At 64.0% G+C, this 26,613-nt stretch carries 24 protein-coding genes, 4 tRNA genes and 2 pseudogenes; 19 read left to right on the top strand and 11 right to left on the bottom strand.

Annotation, left to right across the window (positions count from 1 at the left end):
* Positions 1-5: 5 nt before the first annotated feature.
* Complete coding sequence (locus ACHMW6_RS12230) at positions 6-761, bottom strand: tetratricopeptide repeat protein (RefSeq protein ID WP_395407355.1); 756 nt, start codon at positions 759-761, stop codon at positions 6-8.
* Positions 762-808: 47 nt separating this feature from the next.
* Entirely contained in the window at positions 809-1,372 is a 564-nt protein-coding gene (locus ACHMW6_RS12225) for a DUF1439 domain-containing protein (protein WP_395407354.1), read from the bottom strand.
* A 47-nt stretch (positions 1,373-1,419) separates the two neighbouring features.
* Between ACHMW6_RS12225 and ACHMW6_RS12220 the strand changes: the two genes are divergently transcribed.
* Both ACHMW6_RS12220 and ACHMW6_RS12215 read left to right on the top strand, forming a co-directional pair.
* A complete protein-coding gene (locus tag ACHMW6_RS12220) occupies positions 1,420-2,175 on the top strand; it encodes a DUF72 domain-containing protein (RefSeq protein ID WP_395407353.1) in 756 nt (251 codons plus the stop codon).
* Positions 2,176-2,206: 31 nt separating this feature from the next.
* On the top strand, positions 2,207-2,950 hold the full coding sequence (locus tag ACHMW6_RS12215) for an alpha/beta fold hydrolase (protein WP_395407351.1): 744 nt from the start codon (positions 2,207-2,209) through the stop codon (positions 2,948-2,950).
* On the opposite strand, the gene ACHMW6_RS12210 is transcribed toward ACHMW6_RS12215, so the two are convergent.
* Positions 2,898-3,650, bottom strand: a complete 753-nt coding sequence (locus ACHMW6_RS12210; RefSeq protein WP_395407350.1) for a type 1 glutamine amidotransferase domain-containing protein — start codon at positions 3,648-3,650, stop codon at positions 2,898-2,900. The two genes, ACHMW6_RS12215 and ACHMW6_RS12210, sit on opposite strands and share 53 nt — an antisense overlap.
* A gap of 187 nt (positions 3,651-3,837) precedes the next feature.
* Between ACHMW6_RS12210 and ACHMW6_RS12205 the strand changes: the two genes are divergently transcribed.
* Genes ACHMW6_RS12205 through ACHMW6_RS12190 form a run of 4 tightly spaced genes read left to right on the top strand, consistent with a single transcriptional unit; the run spans position 3,838 to position 6,035 of the window.
* Positions 3,838-4,212: a GntR family transcriptional regulator gene (locus ACHMW6_RS12205; protein ID WP_395407349.1), complete on the top strand. Its 375-nt coding sequence runs from the start codon at positions 3,838-3,840 to the stop codon at positions 4,210-4,212.
* A complete protein-coding gene (locus ACHMW6_RS12200) occupies positions 4,209-5,069 on the top strand; it encodes an ABC transporter ATP-binding protein (protein ID WP_395407348.1) in 861 nt (286 codons plus the stop codon). The genes ACHMW6_RS12205 and ACHMW6_RS12200 overlap by 4 nt, the downstream gene beginning before the upstream one ends.
* Complete coding sequence (locus tag ACHMW6_RS12195; RefSeq protein WP_395407347.1) at positions 5,066-5,797, top strand: hypothetical protein; 732 nt, start codon at positions 5,066-5,068, stop codon at positions 5,795-5,797. The genes ACHMW6_RS12200 and ACHMW6_RS12195 overlap by 4 nt, the downstream gene beginning before the upstream one ends.
* Entirely contained in the window at positions 5,757-6,035 is a 279-nt protein-coding gene (locus tag ACHMW6_RS12190) for a hypothetical protein (RefSeq protein WP_395407346.1), read from the top strand. Before ACHMW6_RS12195 ends, ACHMW6_RS12190 begins: the two co-directional genes overlap by 41 nt.
* 106 nt (positions 6,036-6,141) lie before the next feature.
* Here ACHMW6_RS12190 and ACHMW6_RS12185 read toward each other — a convergent pair whose 3' ends face one another.
* From ACHMW6_RS12185 to rnr, 6 genes and pseudogenes are all read right to left on the bottom strand, one after another.
* Positions 6,142-6,816, bottom strand: coding sequence for a methyl-accepting chemotaxis protein (locus ACHMW6_RS12185; protein WP_395407345.1), 675 nt, complete (start codon positions 6,814-6,816; stop codon positions 6,142-6,144).
* A gap of 190 nt (positions 6,817-7,006) precedes the next feature.
* Positions 7,007-8,005 (bottom strand): annotated as a pseudogene (locus tag ACHMW6_RS12180) (cache domain-containing protein); the annotation flags it as partial.
* Positions 8,006-8,162: 157 nt separating this feature from the next.
* On the bottom strand, positions 8,163-8,858 hold the full coding sequence (locus ACHMW6_RS12175) for a YceH family protein (RefSeq protein ID WP_395408590.1): 696 nt from the start codon (positions 8,856-8,858) through the stop codon (positions 8,163-8,165).
* Positions 8,859-8,878: 20 nt separating this feature from the next.
* Positions 8,879-9,622 carry a serine O-acetyltransferase gene (gene cysE / locus ACHMW6_RS12170; RefSeq protein ID WP_395407344.1) on the bottom strand — a complete coding sequence of 248 codons (744 nt, stop codon included), beginning with the start codon at positions 9,620-9,622 and terminating at the stop codon, positions 8,879-8,881.
* A gap of 131 nt (positions 9,623-9,753) precedes the next feature.
* A complete protein-coding gene (gene rlmB, locus ACHMW6_RS12165; protein ID WP_395408589.1) occupies positions 9,754-10,485 on the bottom strand; it encodes a 23S rRNA (guanosine(2251)-2'-O)-methyltransferase RlmB in 732 nt (243 codons plus the stop codon).
* Between the two features lie 144 nt (positions 10,486-10,629).
* Complete coding sequence (rnr, locus tag ACHMW6_RS12160) at positions 10,630-13,143, bottom strand: ribonuclease R (protein WP_395407343.1); 2,514 nt, start codon at positions 13,141-13,143, stop codon at positions 10,630-10,632.
* Positions 13,144-13,366: 223 nt separating this feature from the next.
* Between rnr and ACHMW6_RS12155 the strand changes: the two genes are divergently transcribed.
* The 5 genes from ACHMW6_RS12155 to ACHMW6_RS12135 all read left to right on the top strand — a co-directional run bounded on the left by ACHMW6_RS12155 (position 13,367) and on the right by ACHMW6_RS12135 (position 14,632).
* Positions 13,367-13,451, top strand: a tRNA-Leu gene (locus tag ACHMW6_RS12155).
* A gap of 166 nt (positions 13,452-13,617) precedes the next feature.
* Positions 13,618-13,702: transfer RNA gene (locus ACHMW6_RS12150), tRNA-Leu, on the top strand.
* Positions 13,661-14,320: a phosphotransferase gene (locus ACHMW6_RS12145; protein ID WP_395407342.1), complete on the top strand. Its 660-nt coding sequence runs from the start codon at positions 13,661-13,663 to the stop codon at positions 14,318-14,320. Before ACHMW6_RS12150 ends, ACHMW6_RS12145 begins: the two co-directional genes overlap by 42 nt.
* A 108-nt stretch (positions 14,321-14,428) precedes the next feature.
* Positions 14,429-14,513, top strand: a tRNA-Leu gene (locus ACHMW6_RS12140).
* A gap of 34 nt (positions 14,514-14,547) precedes the next feature.
* Positions 14,548-14,632: transfer RNA gene (locus ACHMW6_RS12135), tRNA-Leu, on the top strand.
* A 104-nt stretch (positions 14,633-14,736) separates the two neighbouring features.
* Here the strand turns inward: ACHMW6_RS12135 and ACHMW6_RS12130 are convergent.
* Positions 14,737-15,596: pseudogene (locus tag ACHMW6_RS12130) on the bottom strand (SDR family oxidoreductase).
* Positions 15,597-15,683: 87 nt separating this feature from the next.
* Here ACHMW6_RS12130 and ACHMW6_RS12125 point away from each other — a divergent pair.
* From ACHMW6_RS12125 to ACHMW6_RS12100, 6 genes are all read left to right on the top strand, one after another.
* Positions 15,684-16,112 (top strand): winged helix-turn-helix transcriptional regulator, encoded by a 429-nt coding sequence (locus tag ACHMW6_RS12125; protein WP_395407341.1) that lies wholly within the window; start codon positions 15,684-15,686, stop codon positions 16,110-16,112.
* A gap of 42 nt (positions 16,113-16,154) precedes the next feature.
* A complete protein-coding gene (locus ACHMW6_RS12120; protein WP_395407340.1) occupies positions 16,155-18,251 on the top strand; it encodes an ATP-binding protein in 2,097 nt (698 codons plus the stop codon).
* Positions 18,248-18,442, top strand: coding sequence for a hypothetical protein (locus ACHMW6_RS12115; RefSeq protein ID WP_395407339.1), 195 nt, complete (start codon positions 18,248-18,250; stop codon positions 18,440-18,442). The genes ACHMW6_RS12120 and ACHMW6_RS12115 overlap by 4 nt, the downstream gene beginning before the upstream one ends.
* Before the next feature lie 49 nt (positions 18,443-18,491).
* The gene (locus tag ACHMW6_RS12110; protein WP_395407338.1) at positions 18,492-19,034 is read left to right on the top strand and encodes a phasin family protein; all 543 of its coding nucleotides are present in this window, start codon (positions 18,492-18,494) and stop codon (positions 19,032-19,034) included.
* A 62-nt stretch (positions 19,035-19,096) separates the two neighbouring features.
* Complete coding sequence (locus tag ACHMW6_RS12105; RefSeq protein ID WP_395407337.1) at positions 19,097-20,740, top strand: VRR-NUC domain-containing protein; 1,644 nt, start codon at positions 19,097-19,099, stop codon at positions 20,738-20,740.
* A complete protein-coding gene (locus tag ACHMW6_RS12100) occupies positions 20,737-23,004 on the top strand; it encodes a helicase C-terminal domain-containing protein (protein ID WP_395407336.1) in 2,268 nt (755 codons plus the stop codon). Before ACHMW6_RS12105 ends, ACHMW6_RS12100 begins: the two co-directional genes overlap by 4 nt.
* Here the strand turns inward: ACHMW6_RS12100 and ACHMW6_RS12095 are convergent.
* Positions 23,001-23,897: a LysR family transcriptional regulator gene (locus tag ACHMW6_RS12095; protein WP_395407335.1), complete on the bottom strand. Its 897-nt coding sequence runs from the start codon at positions 23,895-23,897 to the stop codon at positions 23,001-23,003. The genes ACHMW6_RS12100 and ACHMW6_RS12095 overlap by 4 nt on opposite strands.
* A 93-nt stretch (positions 23,898-23,990) precedes the next feature.
* On the opposite strand from ACHMW6_RS12095, the gene ACHMW6_RS12090 reads away from it, so the two are divergent.
* The gene (locus tag ACHMW6_RS12090; protein WP_395407334.1) at positions 23,991-25,016 is read left to right on the top strand and encodes an NAD-dependent epimerase/dehydratase family protein; all 1,026 of its coding nucleotides are present in this window, start codon (positions 23,991-23,993) and stop codon (positions 25,014-25,016) included.
* 55 nt (positions 25,017-25,071) lie between these two features.
* Positions 25,072-26,613: a jacalin-like lectin gene (locus ACHMW6_RS12085; RefSeq protein ID WP_395407333.1), complete on the top strand. Its 1,542-nt coding sequence runs from the start codon at positions 25,072-25,074 to the stop codon at positions 26,611-26,613.

The raw sequence follows: 26,613 nt of genomic DNA, 5'->3' as shown, positions 1-26,613 counted from the left end.
GCGCGTCAAACGCGCGGCACGCTTTCGAAGGCCGCGTTGAGGCGGCGGATCAGGGGCTGGTTCATGGACACCGTATGACGGTTCCAGTGATCCATAGTCTTCTGCAGCTCATTCTGCAAGCGTTGCGCGAGCTGGAACTCGCGCTGGCTGGCGGCCCAGATGGCGAATTCCGCGCGCGCCTCGAAGCTGCCGAAGCGGTTGACGGCGGATTCGAATTCGGCCCGTGCTTCCTCGTTGCGCGCGGCGGCGGCAAAGGCTTGCGCCAGCAACAGGCTGGTTTGCTCGGGACGGTAGTTGCGGTCCGTGCGGCGGATAAATTCCAGGTGCGTGATGGCGTCGGCCGGCTTGCCGCAGGCGATGTTGGCGCGTGCGGCGCCAAGGCGGATCTCGAGGTCGCTGCCGAAAGCGCCCTGCAGGCAGGCTTCATAAGTCTGCGCGGCTTCGGCAGCCTCGCCCGCTTCCAGCTGGGCGGCGGCCAGGCGCATCTGGTTTTGCGCGGTCGGCGTGAATTCATAAGCGGCGCGGGCTTCGCGCAGTTCGCGGCCCGGGTCCAGCGACCTGGCGGCGGCAGCAACGGCTTTACGCGCGCCATGCTCGATGCGCGAATTCGGCAGGTAGATGCCGAAGAAGTACACGACGCTGCCCAGCAGCGGGAAGCTGAACAGGATCAGCAGCCAGTACATCTGCTGGCGGCTGCGGATGGCGTGGATTGCAAAGAAGATGGCGACCAGGATGTGAAGGCCGACTCCGATAAACGGCATTGCTGAGGCTCCAATATTAGCGATGCCTCATTATATGCAATGTTCGCTTAGCGCTGGCTTAGCGGTTCCAGGTGGATCAATAAACCACGCTCGCTGGCGCGAATGTAGGTGGGCTGGAACTGCACGCCGGCGTAGCGCAAGTCTTCCAGTTTGAAAGTATACAGGGGCAAATCGCGGATCAGCGAGTCGGCCAGCACGTTGCCGACGGCGCCCAGGCGGCCTTGGGTGCGCTCGTCCATGCCGTCGACGATGAAGTTGTCCAGCCTTGCATCGGCGAGATAGACGGCGTTGCGGACGTTGTCCACCTTCAGGTAGCCCGAGAGCGTGAGGCTGCCCTGCCAGCCGCTGCGCGCCAGTAGCGAAGTGACCGCCAGGTCGGTCTTCAGGGCTAGCCGGTCGGATTGTCCATCGGCGGCCAGTTGCGGGCGCACCAGCTCGATATCGAACAGCCCCAGCGCGCGATGATGGACGGGGAAGCGCTTTTCCAGGCCGGCCTGCAGGCGGTGCATCGGCACTTCCACGTCGCGCGGCCCCACGAAAGAGGCGCAGCCGCTCAGCGTGGCGGCGGCAATACAGGCGGCGGCGATCAATGTGCGGCGGGTGACGGTCATGCGCTTTCCTTTGTTTTAAATTGATTGCATCTTAACGGGGATTGGCGATGAACGGTTTACACGTGGGCGTTGCAGGGTGGTCGATTCCGCGGGCGGTCGTGGACGCGTTTCCGTCCGAGGGGAGCGCGCTGCAGCGCTATGCGGCAGTGTTCGACTGTGCCGAAATCAATTCTTCCTTCTACAAGCCGCACAAGCCTGAGACTTATGCGCGCTGGGCTGCCAGCGTTGGCGAGCATTTTCGCTTTGCGGTCAAGCTGCCGAAGGCGATCACGCACGAGGCGCGTCTGGTCGGTTGCGAGGCGCTGATGGACCGCTTTGCCGGCGAAGCCGGGGCGCTGGGCTCGAAGCTGGGCTGCGTGCTGGTGCAACTGCCGCCGTCACTGGTGCTCGATTTGCCGGTTGCGCGGGCGGCGCTGGCTTCGCTGCGGGAGCGCTTCGATTGCCTGCTAGCTTGCGAGGCGCGTCATGGGACGTGGTTCGGCGAGGATGCTAATGCCCTGCTGCGCGAGTTCGGCGTGACGCGGGTGATTGCCGATCCTGCTGTCGGCGTGCCGGGGCCGTACATCGCCACTGCGCCGAAAGCCTATGTGCGGCTGCACGGCAGTCCACGGATTTACTGGTCTTCCTACGAGCCGGAGCGGCTGGCGCAGGTGCGCGAATGGCTTGGCGCCCAGGCGTCAGCGTGGTGCATCTTCGACAACACAGCGTCCGGTGCAGCAATGGCGAACGCGCTCGACCTGCGCGCCTCTCTCCAGCAGCCCTCAATAGGGTTTTGCAGGACCATGCCGGATGGGCTAATGTAAAAGGGCATTGCCCTTTCGACAGGAGCCCACAATGAAGATCAAGAATCTTGCCGCGTCCATGATGATCTGCGCCACAGTGATGTTTTCTCCCGATGGACGTGCCGCACCAACCGCCAACATAGTTTTGGTGCATGGTGCGTTTGCCGATGGTTCCGGATGGAAGAACGTGGCTGACATATTAATTGCCGCTGGCTACAAGGTAAGCGTTGTGCAGCACCCGGACTCAGACCTTGCCGAAGACGTGCGCGCAACCAGGCGCATACTTGATATGCAAGATGGGCCAGTTATTCTGGTCGGCCACAGCTATGGTGGCACGGTTATCAGCGAGGCAGGCAATCATCCGAAAGTAAAGGCATTGGTGTACGTGGCCGCGTTTGCCCCTGACTCGGCTGAAGACCCCAAGGCGCTCCGCGCCGCCCGCCCACCCGTCACGACTAACGTTGTTCAGGTAGGCGACGGATTCATTATCCGTAATCCCGACAGCTTTGCGGCTGACTTCGCGGCCGATCTGCCCAAAGACGTTTCCAGATTCATGGCCATCTCGCAGGTACCCACCTCGACCAAGGCACTGACCAGCCCGATAACAACCGCAGCCTGGCACACAAAGCCGAGTTGGTATGTGGTCGCCACGGAGGACCGGATAATTAATCCCGAGCTGCAACGTTATATGGCACAGCGCGCCGGCAGCAAAACGGTGGAGATCAAGGGTAGCCACTCCGTGTTCATTGCGCAGCCGGCCGCGGTGGCGAAGGTGATTCAGGAAGCCGCTCAGTGAGACTCATGAAGGCTACGCGTTTGTCTACATACTTCGCATTGCCTTCACAATTTCTTCGGCCAAGGGGCCGGCCGATGCCGGGTTTTCGGCCTGTAAACAAGCGGCCGTCAACCACAACTTTAGGCTGCCAAGGCTCCACTTGCAGGAATTGCGCCCCCTCCTCAATGAGCGCATCCTCCAGCTTGAATGGCACGTCATCTTCTGCGTAGCCGAATTCCTCTTTGTTCGTGAACGCAGTCAGTTTGCGCCCCCTGACGAGGGGTGTTCCATCAGGGAGTTTGACGCCAAGGAACGAGCATGGGCCATGGCAAACCGCCCCCAAAATCATTCCGGCATTCCATGCGCGGGCGAGAACTGTCTTGACGCCCGGGTCTGTGGCCAGGTCGGCCATTGGACCCAGGCCGCCCGGCACGAAGACTGCATCATAGTCGAGCACATCCACTTCCGAGAGTTTGCGGCTTCGGCTCAGCCGTCGAATGGATTTTCCATTCCGGAACGCGACCTGGCTCGGATCGTTCTCATCATAGCCATCGTCCGTCGGGGCGCCGCCCAGTGGAGTGACATACTCCACAGCTATGCCGGAATTTCCGAATACCTCTACTGGGTGAGCGATCTCCGGAAAGAAGTATCCAGTCGGACGTTTCTTCGGCCCAATCACGTGCGTGTTAGTTACGATAAACAAGATGTGTTTCACACTCATGGCTATCCCCTCGCTGTCAGCAGTCCACTTGTCATATTAACCAGTTGGAAGCGACCTTCAAGCACCGTTTGTTCATTTGCGTTGGCAATGATGCCCGTTGCAAAATTACTACTTGCGCGGCCAAAGTTTAGTGTTATAGTTCACTACAACACCAGTCCATTAATACACCAACTGGAGGAGCCGCAGTATGTGGAATGAAAACACGCCGATCTACCGCCAGCTCAAGGAGCGGGTAATTGGCATGATGCTGGACGGCTTGCTGAAGCCGGGAGACGCCCTGCCCTCCGTGCGGCAGGTCGCAGCCGATTATCAGTTGAATCCGATCACCGTCTCCCGCGCTTATCAGGAGCTGGTTGATGAAACCTTGGTAGAAAAACGGAGGGGATTAGGTATGTATGTCACTGAAGGCGCTGTCGATAAGCTGCTGTCCACCGAACGCGATCGCTTCGTGCGCGAAGAATGGCCTGCGATGGTCGAGCGCATTCGCCGCCTGGGGCTGGACATTGAACAACTGCTGCGCGCCGCCGCTGTGCCGCCGGCGCCGAATGGAGGCCGGGCATGAGCGCGCTGATCACGGCGAAAAACCTGAGCAAGCGTTACGGCAAGAAGACGGTAGCGCTGGACCAGGCCAGCTTTGAAGTGCAGCCCGGCCGCATCGTCGGCCTGATTGGCCCGAACGGCTCCGGCAAGACCACCACGCTGAAGGCCATCCTCGGCCTGACGCAGTTCGACGGCGAGCTGTCGGTATTGGGCATGGACCCGCGCCTGCACCGCGATGAGCTGATGAAGGACGTGTGCTTCATTGCCGACGTGGCCATCCTGCCGAAATGGCTGAAGGTGAAGGATGCGATCAGCTTCGTGGAAGGCGTGCATCCGCGTTTCAACCGTGCCCGCGCCGAGAAATACCTGGCTGCGACCAAATTGAAGCCGGACATGAAGGTCAAGGCCATGTCCAAGGGCATGATCGTGCAGCTGCACCTGGCGCTGGTGATGGCGATCGACGCCAAGCTGCTGGTGCTGGATGAGCCCACCCTCGGTCTGGACATCCTGTACCGCAAGCAGTTCTACCAGAACCTGCTGGAGGACTACTTCGACGAAAACAAGACCATCGTCATCACCACGCACCAGATCGAGGAAGTGGAGCACATCCTCACGGACCTGATGTTCATCCGCGAGGGCCGCATCACGCTGGCCGCATCGATGGACGAAATCGGCGACCGCTACACCGAAGTGATGGTGCAGCCGGAGTACATGACCGCCGCCAGCGCACTGCAGCCGGTATCGCAGCGCACCGTGTTCGGCAAGGCCGTGATGCTGTTCGACGGCGTCTCGCGCCACCAGCTGGAACGCTTCGGCGAAATGCGTACGCCCAGCGTCGCCGACCTGTTCGTGGCAAGCATGAAAGGAACATACGAGTGAAAACGATGAAATGGCTGATTGAGCGCGAGTACTGGGAGCACAAGGGCATGCTCGTGTGGGCGCCGCTGGCCGTGGGCGCCGCGATGGTGATCTTCACGCTGGTGATGCTGCTGGCGGGCCAGAAGTTCGAGTTCGATATCAATGGACATATGGCCGGCAACGGGACCACTGTCTATATCGCCCCCAACGAAAGCGCGCAGATCGCGCAGCTTGCCGCCACCGCTTATCCGATGGTCGCCGTGCCGGTGTATGTGATGCTGGGCTTCCTGGTGTTCTTCTACTGCCTGGGCGCGCTGCATGACGAGCGCCGCGACCGCAGTATCCTGTTCTGGAAATCGCTGCCGATCTCCGATGCGCAGACCGTGCTGTCGAAAGCCGTGGTGGCGCTGATTGGCGTGCCGCTGCTGATCGTGGCCGTCGGCTGCCTGACGTCGCTGCTGATCATGGCGCTGGCCGGGATCGCGCTGGCTACGCACGGGGCGAACCTGTTTGGCGCACTATTCTCGTCGGCGCAGTTCTGGCTGACGCCTTTGCGCCTGCTGTCGCTGGTGCCGATCTATATGCTGTGGGCGCTGCCTACTGTGGGCTGGCTGCTGCTGGTGTCCAGCTGGGGCGCGCGGACGTCCCTTCCTGTGGGCTGTGACCGCGCCTTTGCTGGCCGGGGCCGCACTGGTGTGGATGGAGAAGGTGTTCCATCTGCCGGTGTACAGCAAATGGGTGTGGGATAACGTGATATCGCGCCTGCTGGTCGGCGTGATGCCGGGACAGTGGATCATCTTCAGCAATGATGCGCAGCACGCGATGTCCAGCACCAGCGGCCGTGATCGGCCGGTGGCAGCGGTGATGGAGTTCTTCAACCAGGCGTGGGTGTCGCTCGGGACGCCGGAAGTTTGGGTTGGCGTGGTTGCGGGCGTGGTGATGATTGTGGCGGCGGTTTGGATTCGCCGCTGGAGCGAGGCTAGCTGAGGCCGCGGGCCGTCCAGGCACGGCGGATCAATGATCCGCCCTACACTCCTTCGGAGCGCGAAGTCCAAGCAGCGTGTAGGGCGGATCATTGATCCGCCGTGTGTAATCAGCCCGCGGCCCGGCTGCGAAGGGCCAGGGTCCGCGGCGCAGCGTCAAGCTTGAATAGCCCGACCACCTGCTCCAGCTGCGCGGCCTGTTCGCTCAGCGACTGGGCCGCGGCGGCGGCTTCCTCGACCAAAGCGGCGTTGCGCTGCGTCGTATCATCCATCTGCCCCACCGCCTCGTTGACCTGGCCGATGCCCAGGCTCTGCTCCTGGCTGGCGCCCGCGATCTGACCCATCAAGCCTGCCACCTCCTGCACCGAGCGCACGATATCCTGCATCGCCACGCCGGCCGAATCGGCCAGTTTGCCGCCGTCGGCGACATGCTGCACCGAAGCCGTAATCAGCTCCTTGATCTCCTTCGCCGCTGCCGCGCTACGCTGCGCCAGGTTGCGCACTTCGCTGGCGACGACCGCGAAACCGCGTCCCTGCTCACCCGCGCGCGCCGCCTCCACCGCCGCATTCAGCGCAAGGATATTGGTCTGAAACGCGATGCCGTCGATCACGCCGATAATGTCGGCAATCCTGTTCGAACTGGCGGTGATGGACGCCATCTTCTCCACCACCTGCCGCACCACTACCCCGCCGCGCCGCGCGGAATCGGAAGTGGACGCCACCAGCTTGTGGGCTTCCTCCGCATGCGCCGCGGTATTGTGCACGGTAGACGTGAGCTCCTCCATCGCCGCCGCCGTCTGCTCCAGGTTGGACGCCTGCGCTTCCGTGCGCGCCGAAAGATCCATATTCCCGCTGGCGATATCGCCCCGTGGCAGACGCAATCGCCCGGCTGCTGTCGCGCACGCGCGCAATGGTCTGGTTAAGCGATTCGACAAAGCGGTTGAAGGCGGACGCCAGCGCGCCGATCTCGTCCTGCGATTCGACCGGCATGCGCCGCGTCAGATCGCCGCCGCCGCGGGCGATGTCTTCCAGCAGTTCGGCCGCCTGGGCCACCGGCGCCGCAATGGCGCGGCTGATCACGAAGATCGCCAGCATGCCCACGCCGCCGCCGATCACGGCCGCCACCAGCGACGTCATGGCCGCACCGCGCGCAATCCCGGCCAGCACTTCCGCTTCGGGCACCTGCGCGATCAGGTAGGCATTCACTTCCGGGATAAAGGCCGAAGCCACCAGCTGTTCGCCGCCCCCGGCCTGGTACTTGTCGGCCGTATAAGCCGCGCCGCCCAGCAGGCGCTGCGCCAGCTCCGCGGACATGCCCGGCATCTCCTTCAGCTGGTGCTTGCCATCCACCAGCTTGGCATCGCGGTGGATCAGGATCGTGCCGTCCGCGCGTACCAGGTAGACGTAGCCGGACTGGCCGAGCTTGTAGTTGCGCACCGTCTGCGCCAGCGAATTGACGGCCAGGCCGATGCCGGCCACCGCCAGCTTGCCGCCAGGGATCTGCACGCGTGAATTGATGAACAACATATACGAATCGGCGCTGACATCCTTGTCGATCACCATTTCGTAGGGCGCGCTGCCGGACAGGAAGCCGTAGAACCAGGCGTCGCGCGCCACGCCTTTGCCCAACGTGCGGTCATAGCCTTTGTCGGTGTAATACTTGCCGGTGACCTCGGACACCCAGAACACCGTCGCCGCCTGGTTCTTCGCCTTCAGGTTTCGCGCCAGCGCCACCCACGCATCCACGCCCTCGTCACCGAGGCCGGCGTCTTCCCAGGACGTAAGAAAGGTATTGTTGGCCATCGTTTGCGACACCGCCAGCGGCGTGGCGATCTGGCGCAGGATATCGTTGCGGATCGCCGCCACCTGCGCCGGCAGTTCATGCTGGACGACGCGTTCGCGCGCGGCCTTGCTGGTCTGCAGGATGCTGAGCGTCGATGAGATGGCAATGAACAGCAGCAGGCACAGGCCCATGCTGAGCAGGAGCTTGTGCCGGATTGACAGGCGGCGAAGCGCGTCCATGATTTCCCTCGCGGTGTTGATATGTATCGAACCAGCATATCAACCTAGGGCGCGAGGCGGCGTGCGCTTTGGACGCTTGCAACAGAATAATAACTATTGGCGCAAAGTACTATTCGAAGGAACGCTTGAACGCTATGAAGGCGGCCGTCAGCGCGGACATTTCGGCGCGCAGGGCCTGCACTTCGCGTTCCAGTGCGGCCACGCGTTCGCTGTCCGCAGCGCCGCGCCCTGCCCCGCTTGCGCCGCCTCCGCCGGTGGCGCCGCCGGCTGCGCTGGCCGCGCCGCCGTAGGCGCTCGCGGTCGCCTCGCGCGCCAGCGAATCCTCGCCGCCCAGCAGCTGCCCGTAGCGCGGCTCGCGCGTGCCCGGCGCCTGCACGGACGCCACCAGCGGTGGATATTTATCCATCAGGAACTGCAGGCCGGTCTCGACCTCGCCTACCGACTTGAACTCGTGCAGCCGTCCGCTGCGGGTGCGGATTTCGCCCGCCGTCTGCAGGCCGCGCAGCATCAGGATCGCCATGATGGCGACCTTGTCCTGCTCCAGCGACCACTTGATGCGCATGCGGTGCTCGTACTTGGTCACGCGTGAGCCGGACTGGTTGACGGAGTTGACCAGCTTTTTCTCGGTCAGGCGCGCCAGCACATCGGCTACCGTGTCCTCGGAAAGCTGCATCACCGGATCGCGGCTGGAAAGCTGGTTGCAGCCATTGGTCAGCGCGTTCAGGGACAGCGGATAGTTATCCGGCGTGAGGCCTTCTTTCTCGGCCAGCACGGCCAGCACGCGGATCTCAAACGGATCGAGGATATCGTCCAATTTTATGCTCCTTAGTCGACCAGTTTATTCAGTTGGGCCGGATCGAACTTATCGCAAGCTTCGATGCTTTCGCAATGCAGTCCGGCCGCCTTCATCGTCGCCACGATACGCTCGATTTGCTGCTCCTGCGTGACGGCGTGATTGATCAGTCCATGCAGCGCCTTGGACAGCGGATCGTCGCCGTTCGGCGTTACGCCATATGCCGCAAACAGGCGCTCGGTGGGGCTGATGCGCGCCTGGTCCTTCTGTACGATGTGGGCCGGATTGCCGACCGCTGTGCCGCCCGGCGGCACAGGCTTCAGCAGCACGGCGTTCGAGCCGACCTTCGCATATTCGCCGACTGTGAAGCCGCCCAGCACTTTTGCGCCGGCGCCCACGATCACGCCTTTCGCCAGCGTCGGGTGGCGCTTGGTCCCGGTGTGCAGGCTGGTGCCGCCCAGGGTTACGCCCTGGTAGATCGTGCAGTCGTCGCCCACCTCTGCCGTTTCTCCGATCACCACGCCGAAGCCGTGGTCGATGAACACGCGCCGGCCGATCTTCGCGCCGGGGTGGATTTCAATGCCCGTGACGATGCGCGCCAGGTAGGACAGGAAGCGGCCCAGCCATTTCATGTGGTAATGCCAGCACCAGTGCGCCCAGCGGTGCACCACGATCGCATGCAGGCCCGGATAACAGGTCAGTACCTCCCAGCCATTGCGCGCAGCGGGGTCGCGCTCGATGATGCTGCTGATGTCGTCGCGGAGGCGGGAAAACATAGGGCGTATTGCGTGATTGTTCAGAAATCCATCATAACGCATCCGCTGCGGGGCTGCATGGCGCCAAACCCAGGGCAAGGGCTGGTGTCAGGCACAACGTGCCTGACACCCGATCCGCGCCGCGTGATGGGTCAGGTTTCCGAAGCGAGGCGCTGGCGGCGCGCCTCGTAGAGGCAAACCCCCGACGCCACCGAAACATTCAGCGACTCCACCGACCCGAACATCGGGATCGACACCAGCACATCGCAGGTCTCACGCGTCAGGCGGCGCATGCCCTCGCCTTCCGAGCCCATCACGATTGCGGTCGGGCCGCGGTAGTCGCCTTCGTACAGTCCCTTCTCGCCGTCATCGGAGGTGCCGATCAGCCAGATATCGCGCTCCTTCAGTTCGCGCAGGGTGCGCGCCAGGTTGGTCACGGTGATGTAAGGCACAGTCTCGGCCGCGCCGGACGCCACCTTGGCCGCGGTCGCGTTCAGGCCGACGGAACGGTCCTTCGGTGCGATCACGGCGTGCGCGCCGGCGCCGTCGGCCACGCGCAGGCAGGCACCCAGGTTGTGCGGATCGGTGATGCCGTCCAGAACCAGCAGCAGCGGCGGGCCTTCGATGGCGTCCAGCAGCTCGTCCAGGTTGCGCGCCAGCGCCAGCTGGGAGGCGAAGGCGATCACGCCCTGGTGGCGGCGCGTGCCGACGATCTTGTCCAGTCGCGCCGAGTCGACCGGCATTACGCGCACGCCGGCGGCTTTCGCGTTGGCGATCAGGTCTTTCATGCGGCGGTCGTCGCGCGTGGCGTCCACGAAGATTTCTTCAACGCTGGATGCCTCGTGACGCAGGCGCGAGGTGACGGCGTGGAAGCCGAAAATCATTTTGTTCTTGCTCATGTTTGCTTCTCTGGTGCAGGGTTTGAGCCGCCGGACGGGACGCACGGCGGATCAATGATCCGCCCTACACGCCGTTGGCGACATTCGTTGGCGCGGCGGCGGCGGGGGCCGCAACCGGCGGCTCGCGGGTTATCGTTTCTTCTTGGCTTTCGCCGACTTGGTCACGCGCGGGGCGGCCTGGGGCTTGGCCTTGCTGCGCTTGGGGACGGGCGCCGGGGCGGCGGCCTTGCTGCGCTTGGCCGGCGCCTTGGTGGGCGCGGCGGTGCGCGGCGAGATGCTGGGCTGCGTCTTGCCTTTGCGGGCGCGCGGCGCCATGTCCTGTTCGTCTTCGAAGGAATCGAAGTCGCCGAAGGAGCCCAGCAGGCCGCCGCCTTTGCCGCGGCCGCCCTTCTTCGGCACCGGCAGGGACATCGCTTCGCTATCGGCCAGGCGCAGGTCGATCTTGCGCGACTCGAGGTCCACGCGCACCACCTGCACGTTCACGCGGCCGGTCAGCTGGTAGCGCTTGCCGGTGCGTTCGCCGCGCAGTTCATGGCGCGCCTCGTCGTACTGGAAGTAATCCGCACCCAGGTCCGTGATGTGCACCAGGCCTTCCACGAACAGCTGGTCCAGCTGCACGAAGATGCCGAAGGTGGTCACGCCGGTGATGATGCCGCTGAACTCCTCGCCCAGTTTATCCTGCATGAAGTAGCACTTCAGCCAGGCTTCCACGTCGCGCGATGCTTCGTCCGCACGGCGCTCGTTGGCCGAGCAGTGCACGCCCAGCGCATCCCAGATCGTCGTGTCGGCGCTGGACTTGGGCTCCTTGCCTTCCTGCTTGTCCCGCAGTTGCTGGCGGCGCTGCGCGTTCGAGATGCTGGTATTCAGCACGCTCTTGTCCGCGATCTTCGGCTCGTACTTCTTGCCGCTCAGGATAGCCTTGATCGCGCGGTGTGTCAGCAAGTCCGGATAGCGGCGGATCGGGCTGGTGAAGTGGGCATACGCCTCATACGCCAAGCCGAAGTGGCCGATGTTTTCCGGGCTGTAGACCGCTTGCTGCATGGAGCGCAGCAGCATGGTTTGCAACAGGTTCGCGTCCGGACGCTCCTTGACCTTCTTCATCAGCTCCGCGTAATCGCGCGCCACCGGCGTGTCGCCGCCGCCCAGCGTGAGGCCGACCTGCTTCAGGAAGTCGCGCACCTGGGTGAGCTTTTCCTTGGTCGGGGCAGCGTGGATGCGGTAGGTGCCGGGGTGCTTGTGGCGCAGCAGCAGGTCCGCCGCGCACACGTTCGCCGCCAGCATGCATTCCTCGATCAGCTTGTGCGCATCGTTGCGGGTGCGCGGGATGATCTTCTCGATCTTGCCGGCCGGGTTGCAGACGATATAGGTCTCGGTGGTTTCGAAGTCGATCGCGCCGCGCTCCAGGCGAGCCTTGAGCAGCGCGTGATAGACGTCGTACAGATTCTGCAGGTGCGGCACCAGCGCAGCGCGGCGCGCAGCCTCGGGACCCTTGGTGTTACCCAGGATCGCCGCCACTTCGGTATAAGTGAAGCGCGCGGCCGAGTGCATCACGGCCGGATAGAACTGATAAGCCTTGATCTCGCCCTGGGCGGTAATCACCGCATCGCACACCAGGGTCAGACGGTCCACGCGCGGATTCAGCGAGCACAGTCCGTTGGACAGCTTCTCCGGCAGCATCGGAATCACCCGGCGCGGGAAGTACACGGACGTGCTGCGCTCCAGCGCATCGGCATCCAGCCCGTCGTTCGGCTTCACATAGTGCGACACGTCCGCGATGGCCACAATCAGGCGGTAGCCCTTGCCGCGGCCAAGCTTGATTGGCTCGCAGTAGACTGCGTCGTCGAAGTCGCGCGCATCTTCGCCGTCGATGGTCACCAACGGCACGTCGCGCAAGTCCACGCGCTCGCCCCAGTCGGATTCGCGCACCACGTCCGGCAGCTTGCCGGCCTGCTTCAGCGCAGCGTCCGAGAAGATATGCGGCACGCCGAACTTGCGCACGGCGATTTCGATTTCCATGCCCGGGTCGTCCATATCGCCCAGAACTTCGACGATCCTGCCCTGCGGCTGCTTGAAACGGCCCGGCTGCTCGGTCAGTTCGACGCTGACGATCTGGCCGGACTTGGCCTTGCCGACGGAGCCCTCGACCAGGATGTCCTGGCTGATGCGCTTGTCCTCCGGCGCCACGATCCACACGCCGTTATCCTTCAGCAGGCGGCCGATGATATGCGTGGTGCCGCGCTGGACGACTTCGACGATCGTGCCTTCCGGGCGGCCTCGGCGGTCGTGGCCGGTGATGCGCGCCAGGACTTTATCGCCGTGCAGCACCTTCTGCATTTCGCGTTCGCTGAGGAAGATATCCTCGCCCGGCTCGTCCGGGATCAGGAAACCGAAGCCGTCGCGATGGCTGCTCACGCGGCCGGCGATGAATTCGGAATGGTCCGCCAGCACGTAGAAGCCGTTGATGTCGGACGTGATCTGGCCGTCGCGCTCCATTGCGTTCAGGCGGCGCGTCAGCACGGCATGCGATTCAGGCTTGACCTTCAGTTGCAGCGCCAGGGCGCGCAAATCGAGCGGCGCTTTCGCGCTGCGGAAGATGCCGAGGATGTCCTCCCGGCTGGGAATGGTATGGGTAGACTGGTTCAAAAGAGATTCGGTCGTTTTATTATTGATCGTAGTGTACCGGAGGTCGGCCTGATTTCCTAACGAGGGGAAAATGCTCAGAGGCCTTTGACATCTGAAATTATTCCTCTATAATCACGGCTCTCGCAGCGATGCGGGGACGCAGTAAAGGGTGGATGTGCAGCGTGGAACGAAAGTTCATCTGGCGCAAAACTCTCCAGGGCGTTATAATAACAGATGTTGCATTGCCCACGTGGCGGAATTGGTAGACGCGCATGGTTCAGGTCCATGTGCCGCAAGGTGTGGGGGTTCGAGTCCCTCCGTGGGCACCAAAAATTCCGTAAAAACGCCGCAGTCAGAAATGACTGCGGCGTTTTTCATTTTGGCGCCACGTTTCCCATCCCGGCCGACGTGCCGGCAAAATTGTCAATTTACCCTTGACCGATCGCGACCGGATCATTAAGATGCGTGCCTTCTGTTGCAGCTCACCGCAACAAGGCCCACGTGGCGGAATTGGTAGACGCGCATGGTTCAGGTCCATGTGCCGCAAGGTGTGGGGGTTCGAGTCCCTCCGTGGGCACCAGATTCCGGGAAGAGCGCCGCGATCAGCAATGATCGCGGCGTTTTTCTTTTTGCGCGCGTGATAAGCTCGGCAACATGCCGAACGACCGCCGCGCTACATCAAGCACGGCCGCGGCGAGATCGCCCACGACCTGGCCGACGAGATGCTGCGCCTGCGCTGGCTGGCGCCCCACGTCACGGTACCGGCCATCCGGCATTTCGAACATGGGCAAGACGAAGCCTGGCTGATGATGGACGCACTGCCCGGCTGCACAAGGCGCGTGCCCGCCTCGATGCGGGCCTGGTGGATGAAGAGGATTTCGACGCAGAGCGCGCCGGCTGGAGCGCGGCACGCGTCTGGGCCGAAATGACGGCGCTGTTGCCACTGCCGCCCGACCCCGTCGTCACCCACGGCGACTTCTCGCTCAATAATCTCTTCCTGCACCACGGCGAAGTCGCCGGCTGCATCGACGTTGGCCGCGCCGGCGTCGCCGACCGCTACCAGGACCTCGCCATCCTGTGGAACTGCCTGGGCGAATTCGGCCCGTCCCTGCAGCGGCGCCTGTTCGAAAGCTACGGCATTCCCCGGCCGGACGAGCGCCGCCTGCGCTTCCACCTGATGCTCGACGAATTCTTTTGACACCATTATTTCAATAAAGCACAAATTGTCCTTGACCGGAGCCATTCCGCCCTTTAAGATGCGTGCCTTCTGTTGCTGAACACCGCAACGGATGACAAAGAAAGCAGCGCCCACGTGGCGGAATTGGTAGACGCGCATGGTTCAGGTCCATGTGCCGCAAGGTGTGGGGGTTCGAGTCCCTCCGTGGGCACCAAGCGCTGTTTTCGAAGTCACAATGCAGTACCTGTGCCCACGTGGCGGAATTGGTAGACGCGCATGGTTCAGGTCCATGTGCCGCAAGGTGTGGGGGTTCGAGTCCCTCCGTGGGCACCACAGAATTCCGCAGAAACGCCGCAAGCCTTTATCAAGCTTGCGGCGTTTTTCATTTCAGCCTCCCCCGCCGCGCCACCCCGGCCCCGCAGGGGCTGTAGGGCGGATCATTGATCCGCCGCTGCTAGCGCCGCCCGCACCGCCTCCTTCAACCCGCGCGTCGGCCGGCCAATCAGGCGCGCCAACGTCCCGCTGTCATCATCCAGCGCCCACGCGCCGCCCCCGCATCCGAATTCGCAATCAGCTCCGCATACACTTCCGGCACGCCCACGCCCAGCAGAACTGCCTTGAACTCCGCCTCCGGCAAATCCTGATAAACCGCCGTGCGTCCGCTCTGGCGCGCCGTCTCGGCGGCAAGATCGGCCAAGGTAAACCGCTCGCTGCCCGCCAGTTCATACACCTGCTCCGGCGCAGCAGCCGTCAGCACCGCCACCGCTGCCGCCGCATAATCCTCCCGCGCCGCCGACGCGATGCGTCCCGAACCAGCGCTGCCGGACACCACGCCATGCGCCGCCCCCGCCTGCACGCGCGTCACAAAATTCTCGTGATACCAGCCATTGCGCAGGAACGAATACGGCACACCGCTCGAACGAATCGCCTCCTCGGTCGCCACATGCTCGGCGGCCAGGCCGAGGGCCAACGAATCCGCATGCAGCAAACTCGTATAGGCCAGCAATTTCACGCCAGCCCGCGCGGCGGCGTCGACCACATTGCGGTGCTGCGCGGTGCGCTGCCCAATCTCGCTGGACGAAATCAGCAGCACTTTCTCCGCGCCGGCAAACGCCGCATCCAGCGACGCCGCATCGTTATAGTCTGCCCGCCGCACCTGCACGCCGCGCGCCGCCAGCGCAGAAGCCTTGGCCGGATCGCGCACCGCCGCCACAATCTGCCCCGCCGGCACTTTTTCCAGCAGCTGCGAAATGACCAGCTGGCCCAGTTGTCCTGTTGCGCCCGTAATTACAATCATGATGTTTCCTTTCAAAGTCGGTTGATCGTGGGGCGTATAATAGGACCGACACTAACGAATTGTAAGTACGTACATTTTGGTAAGTATATGAAAACATCCAAATCGCTGCGGACGGCACTGGCCGTCAACAATGCCGCCCAGCGCGGCCAGGTGCTGGCGGCGGACTGTCCGTCGCGCGCCGTGCTGTCCCATGTGACCAGCCGCTGGGGCGTGCTGGTGCTGGTCGTCCTGCTGGGCGGCATGCACCGCTTCGCCCAGTTGCGCCGCGAAATCGGCGGCGTCAGCGAAAAAATGCTGGCGCAGACCCTCGATGCGCTCGTCCAGGACGGATTCGTAAAACGCGTTTCGCTGCCCGTGATTCCGCCGCACGTCGAGTACAGCCTCACGCCCATGGGCGCCGAAATCGCCGAGCGCCTGGAAGTGCTGGTGGACTGGATTGAGGATAATTTCCCACGCATTGCGGCCGCCCGCGCCGGGTTGGCAGAGGCAAACACGTACGGGGACCCCGTCTTGTAATACACTTGGGGGCAGGAAGGACTAACGAAAGGTGCGCCTTACTTGGACCCAACCAAGACCATCCTGATTGTCACAAGTACGGACTTCGACCTGGCAGGGCTGGAGCTCGCGCTAGCCCGCCACGCTTTCCGGGTGCAAGTCGTCAATAAGGGCGACAGTGCGCTGGATGCAGTGGCGGCCGGCGGCATTGCCCTCGTGCTGCTGGACGTGGCCATCGCCGGCAGCGCCAGTTTCGAACTGTGCCAGCGTGTGGCCATGGCCAACGGCCACCGCCTGCCGGTATTGCTGATGTCAGCCCGCCCCTCGGACGAAGAACAGCAGCGCGCCGCGCTGGCCGGCGCCGATGCCTATATCCGCATGCCCTTCACAGCCAGCGCCGTGGTCGAAAAAATTCTTGTTACGCTCAACGCCGGGTGCGGTCCGCTGCCGCCCGATGCGCTGGAAGTCAATTACCACATGATGATGGCCGGTTCGCCGGACGCCATCCTGCTGTTCGATGCCGGGAGCGGCCGCCCGGTGGACGTGAACCTGAAAGCCGAGCAGCTGTTCGGCCGCAGCGCGGGCGAGCTGATGTCGCTGCCCTTATCGGCCCTGTGCCCGCCCATGCAGCCGGACGGGCGCCCGTCGGCTGCCGCGCTGAAGGACCTGATGGAGCGAGTGGGCGCAGGCGAGATCCGCATTTTCCCGATGTCCTTCCAGCACAGCGGCGGACGGCAGGTCGATTGCGAAATCCGCGTCGTCCTGATCGAGAAGAATGGACGGCGCCTGTTCCACATGCGCATGGTGGACGTCACCGGGCAGCTGCTCGCCGAGGCGCTGCGCGAAGGCCAGAACCGATTGCTTGAAATGGTGGCGCGCGGCGCGCCCCTGCAAGCCACGCTGGACGCGCTGGTGCAACTGATCGAACACCAGTCGGACGGCGTGATCTGCTCCGTGATGCTGCTCGACGAAACGGGCACGCGCATGCGCACCGGCAGTGCACCCAACCTGCACAAGGATTACCTGGCGCTGCTGGATGGACTTGAACTTGGCCCCATGGTGGGCTCCTGCGGTACGGCCATGTTCCGCCACGAAGCCGTGATCGTGTCCGACATCGAGCACGACCCGCTGTGGGCGCCCTACCGCGAACTGGTAAAGCCCTTCGGCTTGCGCGCCTGCTGGTCCATGCCCATCCTGCTGGACGCGAATACGGTGCTGGGCTCCTTCGCCATGTACTATCGCACCGTGCGCCATCCCACGCCGGAAGACCAGCGCCTGATCGGCGTGGCCACCCACCTGGCGGGCATCGCCATCGAGCGCACGCGCGCCGAAGCCGAATTGCAGCGCCACCGCGCCAACCTGCAGCAGCTGGTCGAGGCGCGCACGGCGGAACTGAAACGCGCGGAACAGGAACTGGTCCGGCGCGACAAGCTGGCCGCCCTCGGCACCCTCGTCGCAGGCGTGGCGCACGAACTGAATACGCCGATCGGCAACAGCCTGATGATGGTCAGCACCATGAGCGACCACACGGCCGGCCTGGCGAATCGCCTTGAACACGGCCTGCGCCGCTCCGAGCTGGAAACCTATGTGAACCAGGCGCTGGAAGCGGACGTGGTCCTGCTGCGCAACCTGAATCGCGCCGCAAGCCTGATCAGCAGTTTCAAGCAGATTGCGGTGGACGCGCCGGATGCGCAACGCCGCCAGTTCGCGCTGCACTCCCTTGTCAGCGAAACCCTGGCGCCGCTGCTGGCCGCAGCGCGGCCGCCCCGTCCCCGCCTGGTGCAGGATATTTCGCCCAGCCTGCAAATGGACAGCTACCCCGGCCCGCTGGGCCAGGCTTTGTCCAACCTGTTCGACAATTGCCTGGTGCACGCATTCCCGGACAGCGCGGGCACCATCACGGTGACCGCACGCCCCGCCGCCGAAGCGGGCTGGATCCTGCTCTCGGTCGCCGACAACGGCGTCGGCATCGCGCCCGACAATCTGCGCCGGATTTTCGATCCCTTCTTCACTACCCGCCTTGGCGCCAGTTCAGGCCTGGGCCTGCACATCGTGCACAATATCGTTACCGGCGTGTTGGGCGGTGAAATCGAAGTCGACAGCAGCCCGGCCCGCGGCGCTGCGTTTACAATGCGCCTTCCACTTGTCGCTCCGCTATGATCCGTCTATTCGCTCTGTTCACCGCCTTCGCCTGCAGCGCCGCCCTGGCTGGACCAGCGCCCTGGTATTGGTGGGCCAGCAAGATCGACGGCCAGCGCGTCTGCTCGCAATCGCCGCTGGGCCCCGGCTGGGAGCGCGCCAGCGGCCCGTACAAAGATGCCCGTTGCGAAAAGCCGCTGTCTAGGAAATAATGCAGACAAAACAAGAAGCAAACGTAAGTCCAACCTGAGAGGAGCACGTATGTTTCAGAATCCCGAGCAGTTCGCCGCCGCCACCAAGGCCCTGTTTCAGTTCCAGCTGGAGACTTTCAACACCCTGACCGAAAAAGCCGTGCATGGCCTGGAACAGGTGGTGGAACTGAACATCCACACCGCCAAGACCGGGGTGGAAAACAGCCTGGCGGCCAGCAAGGCCGTCAGCCAGGCCAGCGATCCGAAAGCCGCCCTGGATGTTGTCGCCGCCCGGCTGCAACCCGGCATGGCTGCAACCAACGCCTATAACCGCCAGCTCACGGAAATCATTACCGAGATCCACAACGAATTCACCCGCGCCGCCGAAGCCCATGTGGCCGAAGCGAAGAACAACCTGAGCGCCCTGATCGAGGACGTGACCAAAAACGTGAAGCCAGGTTCAGAAAACGCGGTCATCATCGTGAAAGATGCGATCGAGAACGCCTTCAAGGGTTACGAGCAGGTCACCACTGCAACGCGACAAGCGGTAGCGGCCTTCGAGCAGCAAATCGCCAAAGTCAGCGCCCAGGCTGAAGAAGTGACCAAAAAATAGTGCATTAGCGGGGCGGGCGCGGTACACTGTATAAAAATACAGTTTTTCCGGCTTCGCCCCCGATGATCAGAGTTCTCGAAAACCCGTTTTATTACCTGGACAACTTTCACCAGGTCTTGCAGTGGATCGGAGAGCGCTACAGCGATCTGCTCAATGATGATGAGAACGCCTTTCTCCAGCGCTTCCCCGCCCTGCCCCAGCCCTCCCGCGCCCTGTTCGTGCGCATGGTCATGCGCAAGGGGGAGCTGTTCCGCGCGTCCAAGCTGAGTTATCCGGAGATCGGCTGCACCGTTTCCGCCGCCGCGCCGCTGGCCGCCGAGGGCTGGCTGGACGAAGATCCGCTCGTTACCCTGGATGAACTGTTCGAGCTGCTGCAGAAGCCCGAGATTGTCGCCGTTTTCTCCCTCGCCGGCCATGAACGTTCGGCGCGCAAGGCCGAGCAGCTGGAAGCGCTGCGCGAACGCCACGACGGCGAACACCGCTTTTCCGCCTGGTGCGGTGAAGCGGCGCCGGACCGCGCCTGGCGCATCCTGTCGAAACCCCTGTGCGACCGCCTGCGCCTGATCTTCTTCGGCAATTATCACCAGGACTGGTCGGAATTCGTGCTGTCCGACCTGGGCATCTACCGCTATGAGAAGGTGGAGTTTTCGCCGTCCGCGCGCGGCTTCCGTTCGCGCCGCGACATTGACGAATACCTGGCCCTGCACGCCTGCCGGGAGCGTTTTGCCGATGGCGAAGACCCGCTGGCCGTGCTGGCGGACATGCCGCCGCCGTCGCCGGATAATGAGTGGCTGCACAGCCGCCGCCACAAGCTGCAGTTCCAGATCGGCCAGCAGCTGGAAAAGCTGTCCAACTGGCCGGCCGCCTTCAGCGTGTACGAGCAATGCGGCTATCCGGGCGCGCGCGCCCGCGCCATCCGCGTACTGGAGAAGGACGAGCGCTTCGGCCTCGCCTATGAATGGCTGCAGCGCGCCCAGGCGGCGCCGGAGAGCGAGGCGGAGCGCCAGGCCTTGCTGCGCATGGCGCCGCGGCTGCGCCGCAAGCTCGGTCATATGCGCGAGCCGGCGCACAAGCGCACGGCCGTCGAGCGGCTGGACCTGAGCCTGCCCATGCCCGCCGAAGCCTGGTGGGTGGAGGGCGTGGTGCGTGACCATCTGTGGCGCGACGACGTGCCCTGCTATTACGTGGAGAATGCGCTGGCCAATTCGCTTTTCGGCCTGCTGTGCTGGGACGCGATCTTTGCCGCCATTCCCGGCGCCTTCTTCCATCCCTTCCACCATGCGCCGGCCGACCTGCACAGCGCCGACTTCCAGCAGCGGCGCGCTGCGCTGTTCGCGTCCTGCTTCGCGCAGCTGGAGGATGGCCGTTACCGCTCCACCATCCTGGCCAATCGCGCGCTGAAGGACGGCCTCCAGTCGCCCTTCGTCTACTGGGATGTGCTTGACGACGAGTTGCTCGGCCACGCCCTGGACTGCATTCCCGCCGCCCACCTGCGTAAATGGTTCGAACGCATCCTGCAGGATGTGAAGGCCAACCGCAGCGGCTTCCCGGACCTGATCCAGTTCTGGCCCGCCGAGCGTCGCTACAACATGGTCGAAGTGAAGGGCCCCGGCGACCGTCTGCAGGATAACCAGCTGCGCTGGATCGACTACTGTGCTGAGCACGCGATGCCGGTGTCCGTTTGCTATTTGCAGTGGGCGGAATGAGCTATACGGTTGCAGTGCGCGCGCTGTGCGAGTTCACGGCCAAGCAGGGGGACCTGGACCTGCGCTTTACGCCTACGCCGACGGCGCAGGAGGGCATCGCCGGCCACGCCCTGGTCGCGTCGCGCCGCGCCGATGATTACGAGCGCGAGATTTCGCTCTCCGGCTCGTTCGGTCCTTTGTCGGTGCGCGGCCGTGCCGACGGCTACTGTCCCCGCCAGAACCAGCTGGAGGAAATCAAGACCTACCGCGGCGACCTGGCGCGCCAGCCGGCCAACCACCGTCACCTGCACTGGGCGCAGCTCAAGGTCTATGGCCACTTGCTGTGCGCCGCGCGTGGCCTGTCCTCTGTGCGCCTGGCCCTGGTCTATTTCGACATCGCTTCGCAAAAAGAGACGTTGCTGACTGAGGATGCCGACGCTGCCGCGCTGCGCATCTTCTTCGAGCAGCAGTGTTCTGCCTTCGTTGCCTGGGCCGAGCAGGAGCTGGCGCACCGGTCGGCACGCGATGCTGCGCTGCGCACGCTGCGCTTCCCGCACGCCGATTTCCGTCCGGGCCAGCGCCAGCTGGCCGAAGCGATGTACAGGACCAGCGCGCGCGGCTGCTCGCTGCTGGCACAGGCGCCGACAGGGATCGGCAAGAGCATCGGCTCCTTGTTCCCGCTGCTGAAAGCGTCCGCCGAGCATGGGCTGGACAAGGTCTACTTCCTCGCCGCCAAAACCAGCGGCCGCGCCATGGCGTTCGGCGCCGTCGACACCATCCAGCGCAGCGCGCCGCTGCTGCCCCTGCGCGCGCTCGAGCTGGCCGCCAAGACCACCGCCTGTGAACATCCGGACAAAGCCTGCCACGGCGAATCCTGTCCCCTCGCCGCCGGCTTCTACGACCGCCTCCCCGCCGCCCGCGCCGCCGCGATCGCCCCGGCCGCGCCGGGCCGCCTGCTCGACCGCGCGACGGTGCGCGCAATCGCGCTGGAACACAACGTCTGCCCCTATTACCTGCAGTCCGAACTGGTGCGCTGGGCGGACGTGATCATCGGCGACTACAACTATTACTTCGACCTGAGCGCCATGCTCTACAGCCTTGCGCAAATGAACGACTGGAAGGTCGCCGTGCTGGCCGACGAGGCGCACAATATGGTCAACCGGGCAAGGCAGATGTACAGCGCCGAAATGAGCCACACCGGCCTGAAGTTCCTGCGCAAGTCCGCGCCGGAGGCACTAAAAAAGCCGCTCGACCGCGTCCACCGCCAATGGAACGCCCTGGAAAAAGACCAGGAAGAGGAATACAGGAGCTACGGCGAACTCCCGGACAAGTTCATGAACGCGCTGCAGACGGCAACGACGGAAATCGGCGACTACATGGCCGAAAACCCATCCTGGTTCGACGCGGAGGTACTGGACTTCTACTTCAACGGCCTGCTCTTCGCCCGCCTGGCGGAAAGCTTCGCCGAACACTCGCTGTTCGACATCACGAAGCAGGGCAGCGGCACTCGAGCGAGTTCAGTACTCTGCATCCGCAACATCCTGCCCGCGCCCTTCCTCAAGCCGCGCTTCGAAGCCGCCCACGCCACGGCCCTGTTCTCGGCCACGCTCAGTCCCTGGAACTACTACGCCGACACGCTCGGCCTGCCGCCGAACACCGCCTGGATCGACGTCGAATCCCCCTTCGCCGCCGAGCAGCTGGACGTGCAGGTGGCCGGCCACATCTCCACCCGCTACCAGCACCGCGACCGCTCGCTTGCGCCGATCGCAAAGCTGATGGGCGAACAGTACGGGCAGCAGCCCGGCAACTATCTGGCCTTCTTCAGCAGCTTCGATTACATGGAAAAGGTTGCGAACCTGTTCGAACAGCAGTTCCCGCAGGTGCCGGTGTTCCGCCAGTCGCGCCGCATGGACGAAGCCGAGCGCGCCGCCTTCCTGGCCCGCTTCAGCGACGACAGCGCCGGCATCGGTTTCGCCGTGCTGGGTGGCGCCTTTGGCGAAGGCATCGACCTGCCCGGCGCGCGCCTGATCGGCGCCTTTGTCGCCACGCTTGGCCTGCCCCAGGTGAACCCCATCAATGAACAGATCCGCGAACGCATGGACGCCATCTTCGGCGCCGGCTACGACTACACTTATTTGTATCCGGGCCTGCAGAAAGTCGTGCAGGCGGCAGGACGCGTGATCCGCACCACCACCGACCGCGGCACCGTCCACCTGATCGACGACCGCTTCATGCGCCCGGAAATCCAGGCCCTGTTCCCGGCCTGGTGGAAGGTCGGCGCCTAGCGCGCCTGTGACACGTAGGCCGACAGCCCTTCGCCCAGCGCCACAAAGGCCGCCGCGCAGCGCGGGTTGTCGCGCAAGTCCTCGTGCATCACCAGCCAGTACTCCAGCGGTATCGACAAGGCGCGCGGCAGCACGCGCACCAGGCCATGCCGCGTCCCCAGCGGCGCCTGGCAAATACCAATGCCGACGCCGGCGCGGATGGCCGCCATTTGCGCCAGATCGCTGTCCGCCTTCACGTCGAAGTGCAGCCCCTCCAGCGCCGGATAACTGCGGCGCAGCTTGCGCGTGTAATCGTTCTCGCGGTCATAGCCGATCAGCGTGCGCTTCTGCAACTCGCGCGCCGAGGCCGGCGTGCCGTGACGCTCCAGATACTCCGGCCGCGCGAAGAAGCCCAGTTCCACGGTGCCAAGATGGCGCGCCACCAGCGCTTCCTGCGTGGGCCGGAACATGCGCACCGCAATGTCGGCCTCGCGCTGCAGCAGGTTGCCTGCGCGGTTGGACAGCGACAGCTCCACCGACAGCGCCGGATGCGCCTCGCGCATGTCGCGCAGGATGGATGGCAGCACTTCGCCGCCAACCGCTTCGCTGCAGGTGATGCGCACCGTGCCGCGCACCTCGCCGGCCTGCCCATGGCTGCTCGCCACGCGCCGCAGCGCCGCCGCATTGGACGCTAGCGTGGCCGCATAGGGACGCAGCTGCTGCGCCGCCTCGGTCGGCGTGTAGCCGTCATGCGCGCGGGTGAACAACGCCAGGCCCAGCGCCTGCTCCAGCGCATCGATGTGGCGGCCGACAGTCGGCTGCGTCATGCCCAGCGCGCGCGCCGCAGCGGACAGCGATCCCTCGTCCATCACGCCCAGAAAGCTGCGGTACCAGTCCCAGTTCGGTTCATCCATGGCCTATGCATTTTTGAATAGCGACCATGCCATTCTAACCAATTTTCTTTAACCCTACGACGGCGCACAATGCGCAGCAAAGGAGGATTCACCATGAACAGAACTGCACTGGTACTCGGCGCCACCGGCGGCATTGGCGGCGCGCTCACACAACGCCTGCTGGCGGGCGGCTGGAAGGTAAAGGCCCTGAACCGCAATGCAGCCGCGCAGGCGCCGCGCCCCGGCCTGCAATGGCTGCAGGGCGACGCCATGCGGCGCGAGGATGTCGTCGCGGCGGCGGAGGGCGTGTCGCTGATCGTGCACGCCGTGAACCCGCCGGGCTACCAGAAATGGGCGCAACTGGTGCTGCCGATGATCGACAACACGATTGCCGCCGCGCGCGCATCCGGCGCCCGCATCCTGCTGCCCGGCACCTTGTACAACTATGCTCCCGACGCCGAGGCCGGCGCGCCCATCGCCGAGAATGCGCCGCAACGGCCGCTCACGCGCAAGGGCGCCATCCGCGTGGAACTGGAGCGCCGCCTCGAGCGCGCGGCGGCCGAGCATGACGTACCGGTGCTGATCGTGCGCGCCGGCGATTTCTTCGGCGCTCGCGACGCCAACAACTGGTTTGCCCAGGGCCTGGTGCGGCCCGCCCGGCCGGTGCGCAGCATCAGCAACCCCGCCACGCCCGGCGTCGGGCATCACTGGGCCTACCTGCCCGACCTGGCCGAGACCATGTTCCTCCTCGCCGAGCGAGGCGACGCGTTGCCGCTGTTCGCCCGCTATCACATGGCGGGGCATTGGGACGCCGACGGCACGCAAATGGCCGCCGCCATCAGCCGCGTCGTGCAGGCGCAGTCCGGACGCGCGCCAATGCTGCGCGCCGCGCCGTGGTGGCTGTTCATTGCCCTGTCGCCTTTCGTCACCGTGTTCCGTGAGCTGCTTGAAATGCGCTACCTGTGGCAGCGCGAAATCCGCATGGATAACAGCGCCTTGCTAGCCGCACTGGGCGGCCCCGAGCCGCACACGCCGCTGGATGGCGCTGTCCACGACACGTTGCAGGCATTGGGCTGCCTGCCAAAATTAAAAGATCCGGCCGTGACAATTGGAGATTGTCAGCGCCCGATGAGTTACTAGACTGTGCCATTGCAGTCCCTATCGAGGTTCCAAAACCAATGGGAGAACGATCATCATGACAGTCAACAATGAAGTCCCTACCTCGCGTGAGTTCAAGTCCAGCAGCTTCATCGCCCCGCCACCTCCCGCCAGCCTGTTCCAGGGTTGCGACACCGTTACCGGCTCCGGAATTTCTACCGCCGTGCAAGGCTCCTTCGTAACGACGGGCGGCATCAGCAGCGTCGTCTATCACGTGACGGAAGACGTGGAATCGCTGTACCGCGCGCTCGATATCTCGCAGTCCATCTCGGTCGGCTTCGGGCCGTTCGGCAGCGTGAATGAAAAGAGCCAGTTCGTGCAGAACCTGAGCCTCACCATGCACAGCCTGAATATCGTCGTGCACTCCAGGCATGTGAAGGGAACGGATACCGCCAACGCCTACCGCCTGCGCGATGGCGTCAGCCCGCCTTCCGGCAACGAGCAGCTGAAGAAATTCTTCCGCAGCTATGGCGATTCCTTCATGTCCTCGCTAACCACCGGCGCCGAGTACTACGCCGTCTATACCTTCTATACGCAGTCGCGCGAAGAGCAGATGAGCATCAAGGCAGAACTGGCAGCCAACGGCATCTTTGATTTCGGCACCATTGGCGGCGACTTCCAGAGCAAGATCGACAAAGTCACGAAAAATTCGCACACCCGTATTTCGTTCAGCCAGAACGTGGCCGGCATCGCTAATCCCAGGCTACCGAACCCCAACGAGCTGATTGCATACGCGCTGGCCTTCCCCAGCCTGCCCATCGACGCGCCGGCCATCCTGTCCTTTGCCTGCACGGGCTACGAGCACGTCAACGAGATCAACGATTTCGGCCCAATCGCGAAGAACCGCGACTACTTCGTCGGCACCAACCTTACGCCGGGGCTGGCGACCTCGCTGGCCAGGGTGGTCGAGCTGAAGAACCAGCTGCTGTGGATTGAAAAGCTGTATGCCTTCTACCGCGGCTACAACGGCGATGGCAAGGCAAAGGAAGGGCTGGACGAATCGAAGAAAGACGAAACCGCCATCAATACGCAGATCGCGACCTTCGTGGACGACCCCACGGCTAACTTCCAGCGCCCGGCCCTGCTTTCGCTGCAGCTGGGCACGCCCATTCTGCAATACCAGATCGTGCCGGTGGCCGCGCACGGCGGCGATGGCGGCGATCCCTTCGATGATGTGAACATCAACACCTACCTGCAGAAGCAGACCCGCATCTCGGCCCTGCAACTGCGCAGCGGCGCCGAAATCGACAGGCTGATCACCAGCTACCAGGACGCCGACGGCAATGCCTGGACCACTGATCACGGCGGCGGCGGCGGGGGCCTGAGCCAGGCGCTGACCGTCCTTCCAGGCCAGTTCGTGACGCGCATCGATGGCCGCTCCGGGGCGCGGGTCGACCGGCTGCTGTTCACGCTCAGCGACGGCCGCACCCTGGGCGGCGGCGGCAACGGCGGCAGCCCCTTCGACTGGAGCGCAAGCGCTGCCGACATCGTACTGGGCTACTCCGGCCGCAGCGCAGCAAGGCTGGACAAGATCCAGCCTGTTGTGGCGCGCCTGCAGCCCGCCAAATGGGTGAAGTAA

This window comes from Pseudoduganella sp. UC29_106, from assembly GCF_044055365.1.
Classification (GTDB): Bacteria; Pseudomonadota; Gammaproteobacteria; order Burkholderiales; family Burkholderiaceae_D; genus Rugamonas.
Note: the sequence above shows the minus strand (reverse complement) of the source record. Positions and strands in the feature narration are given on the sequence as shown.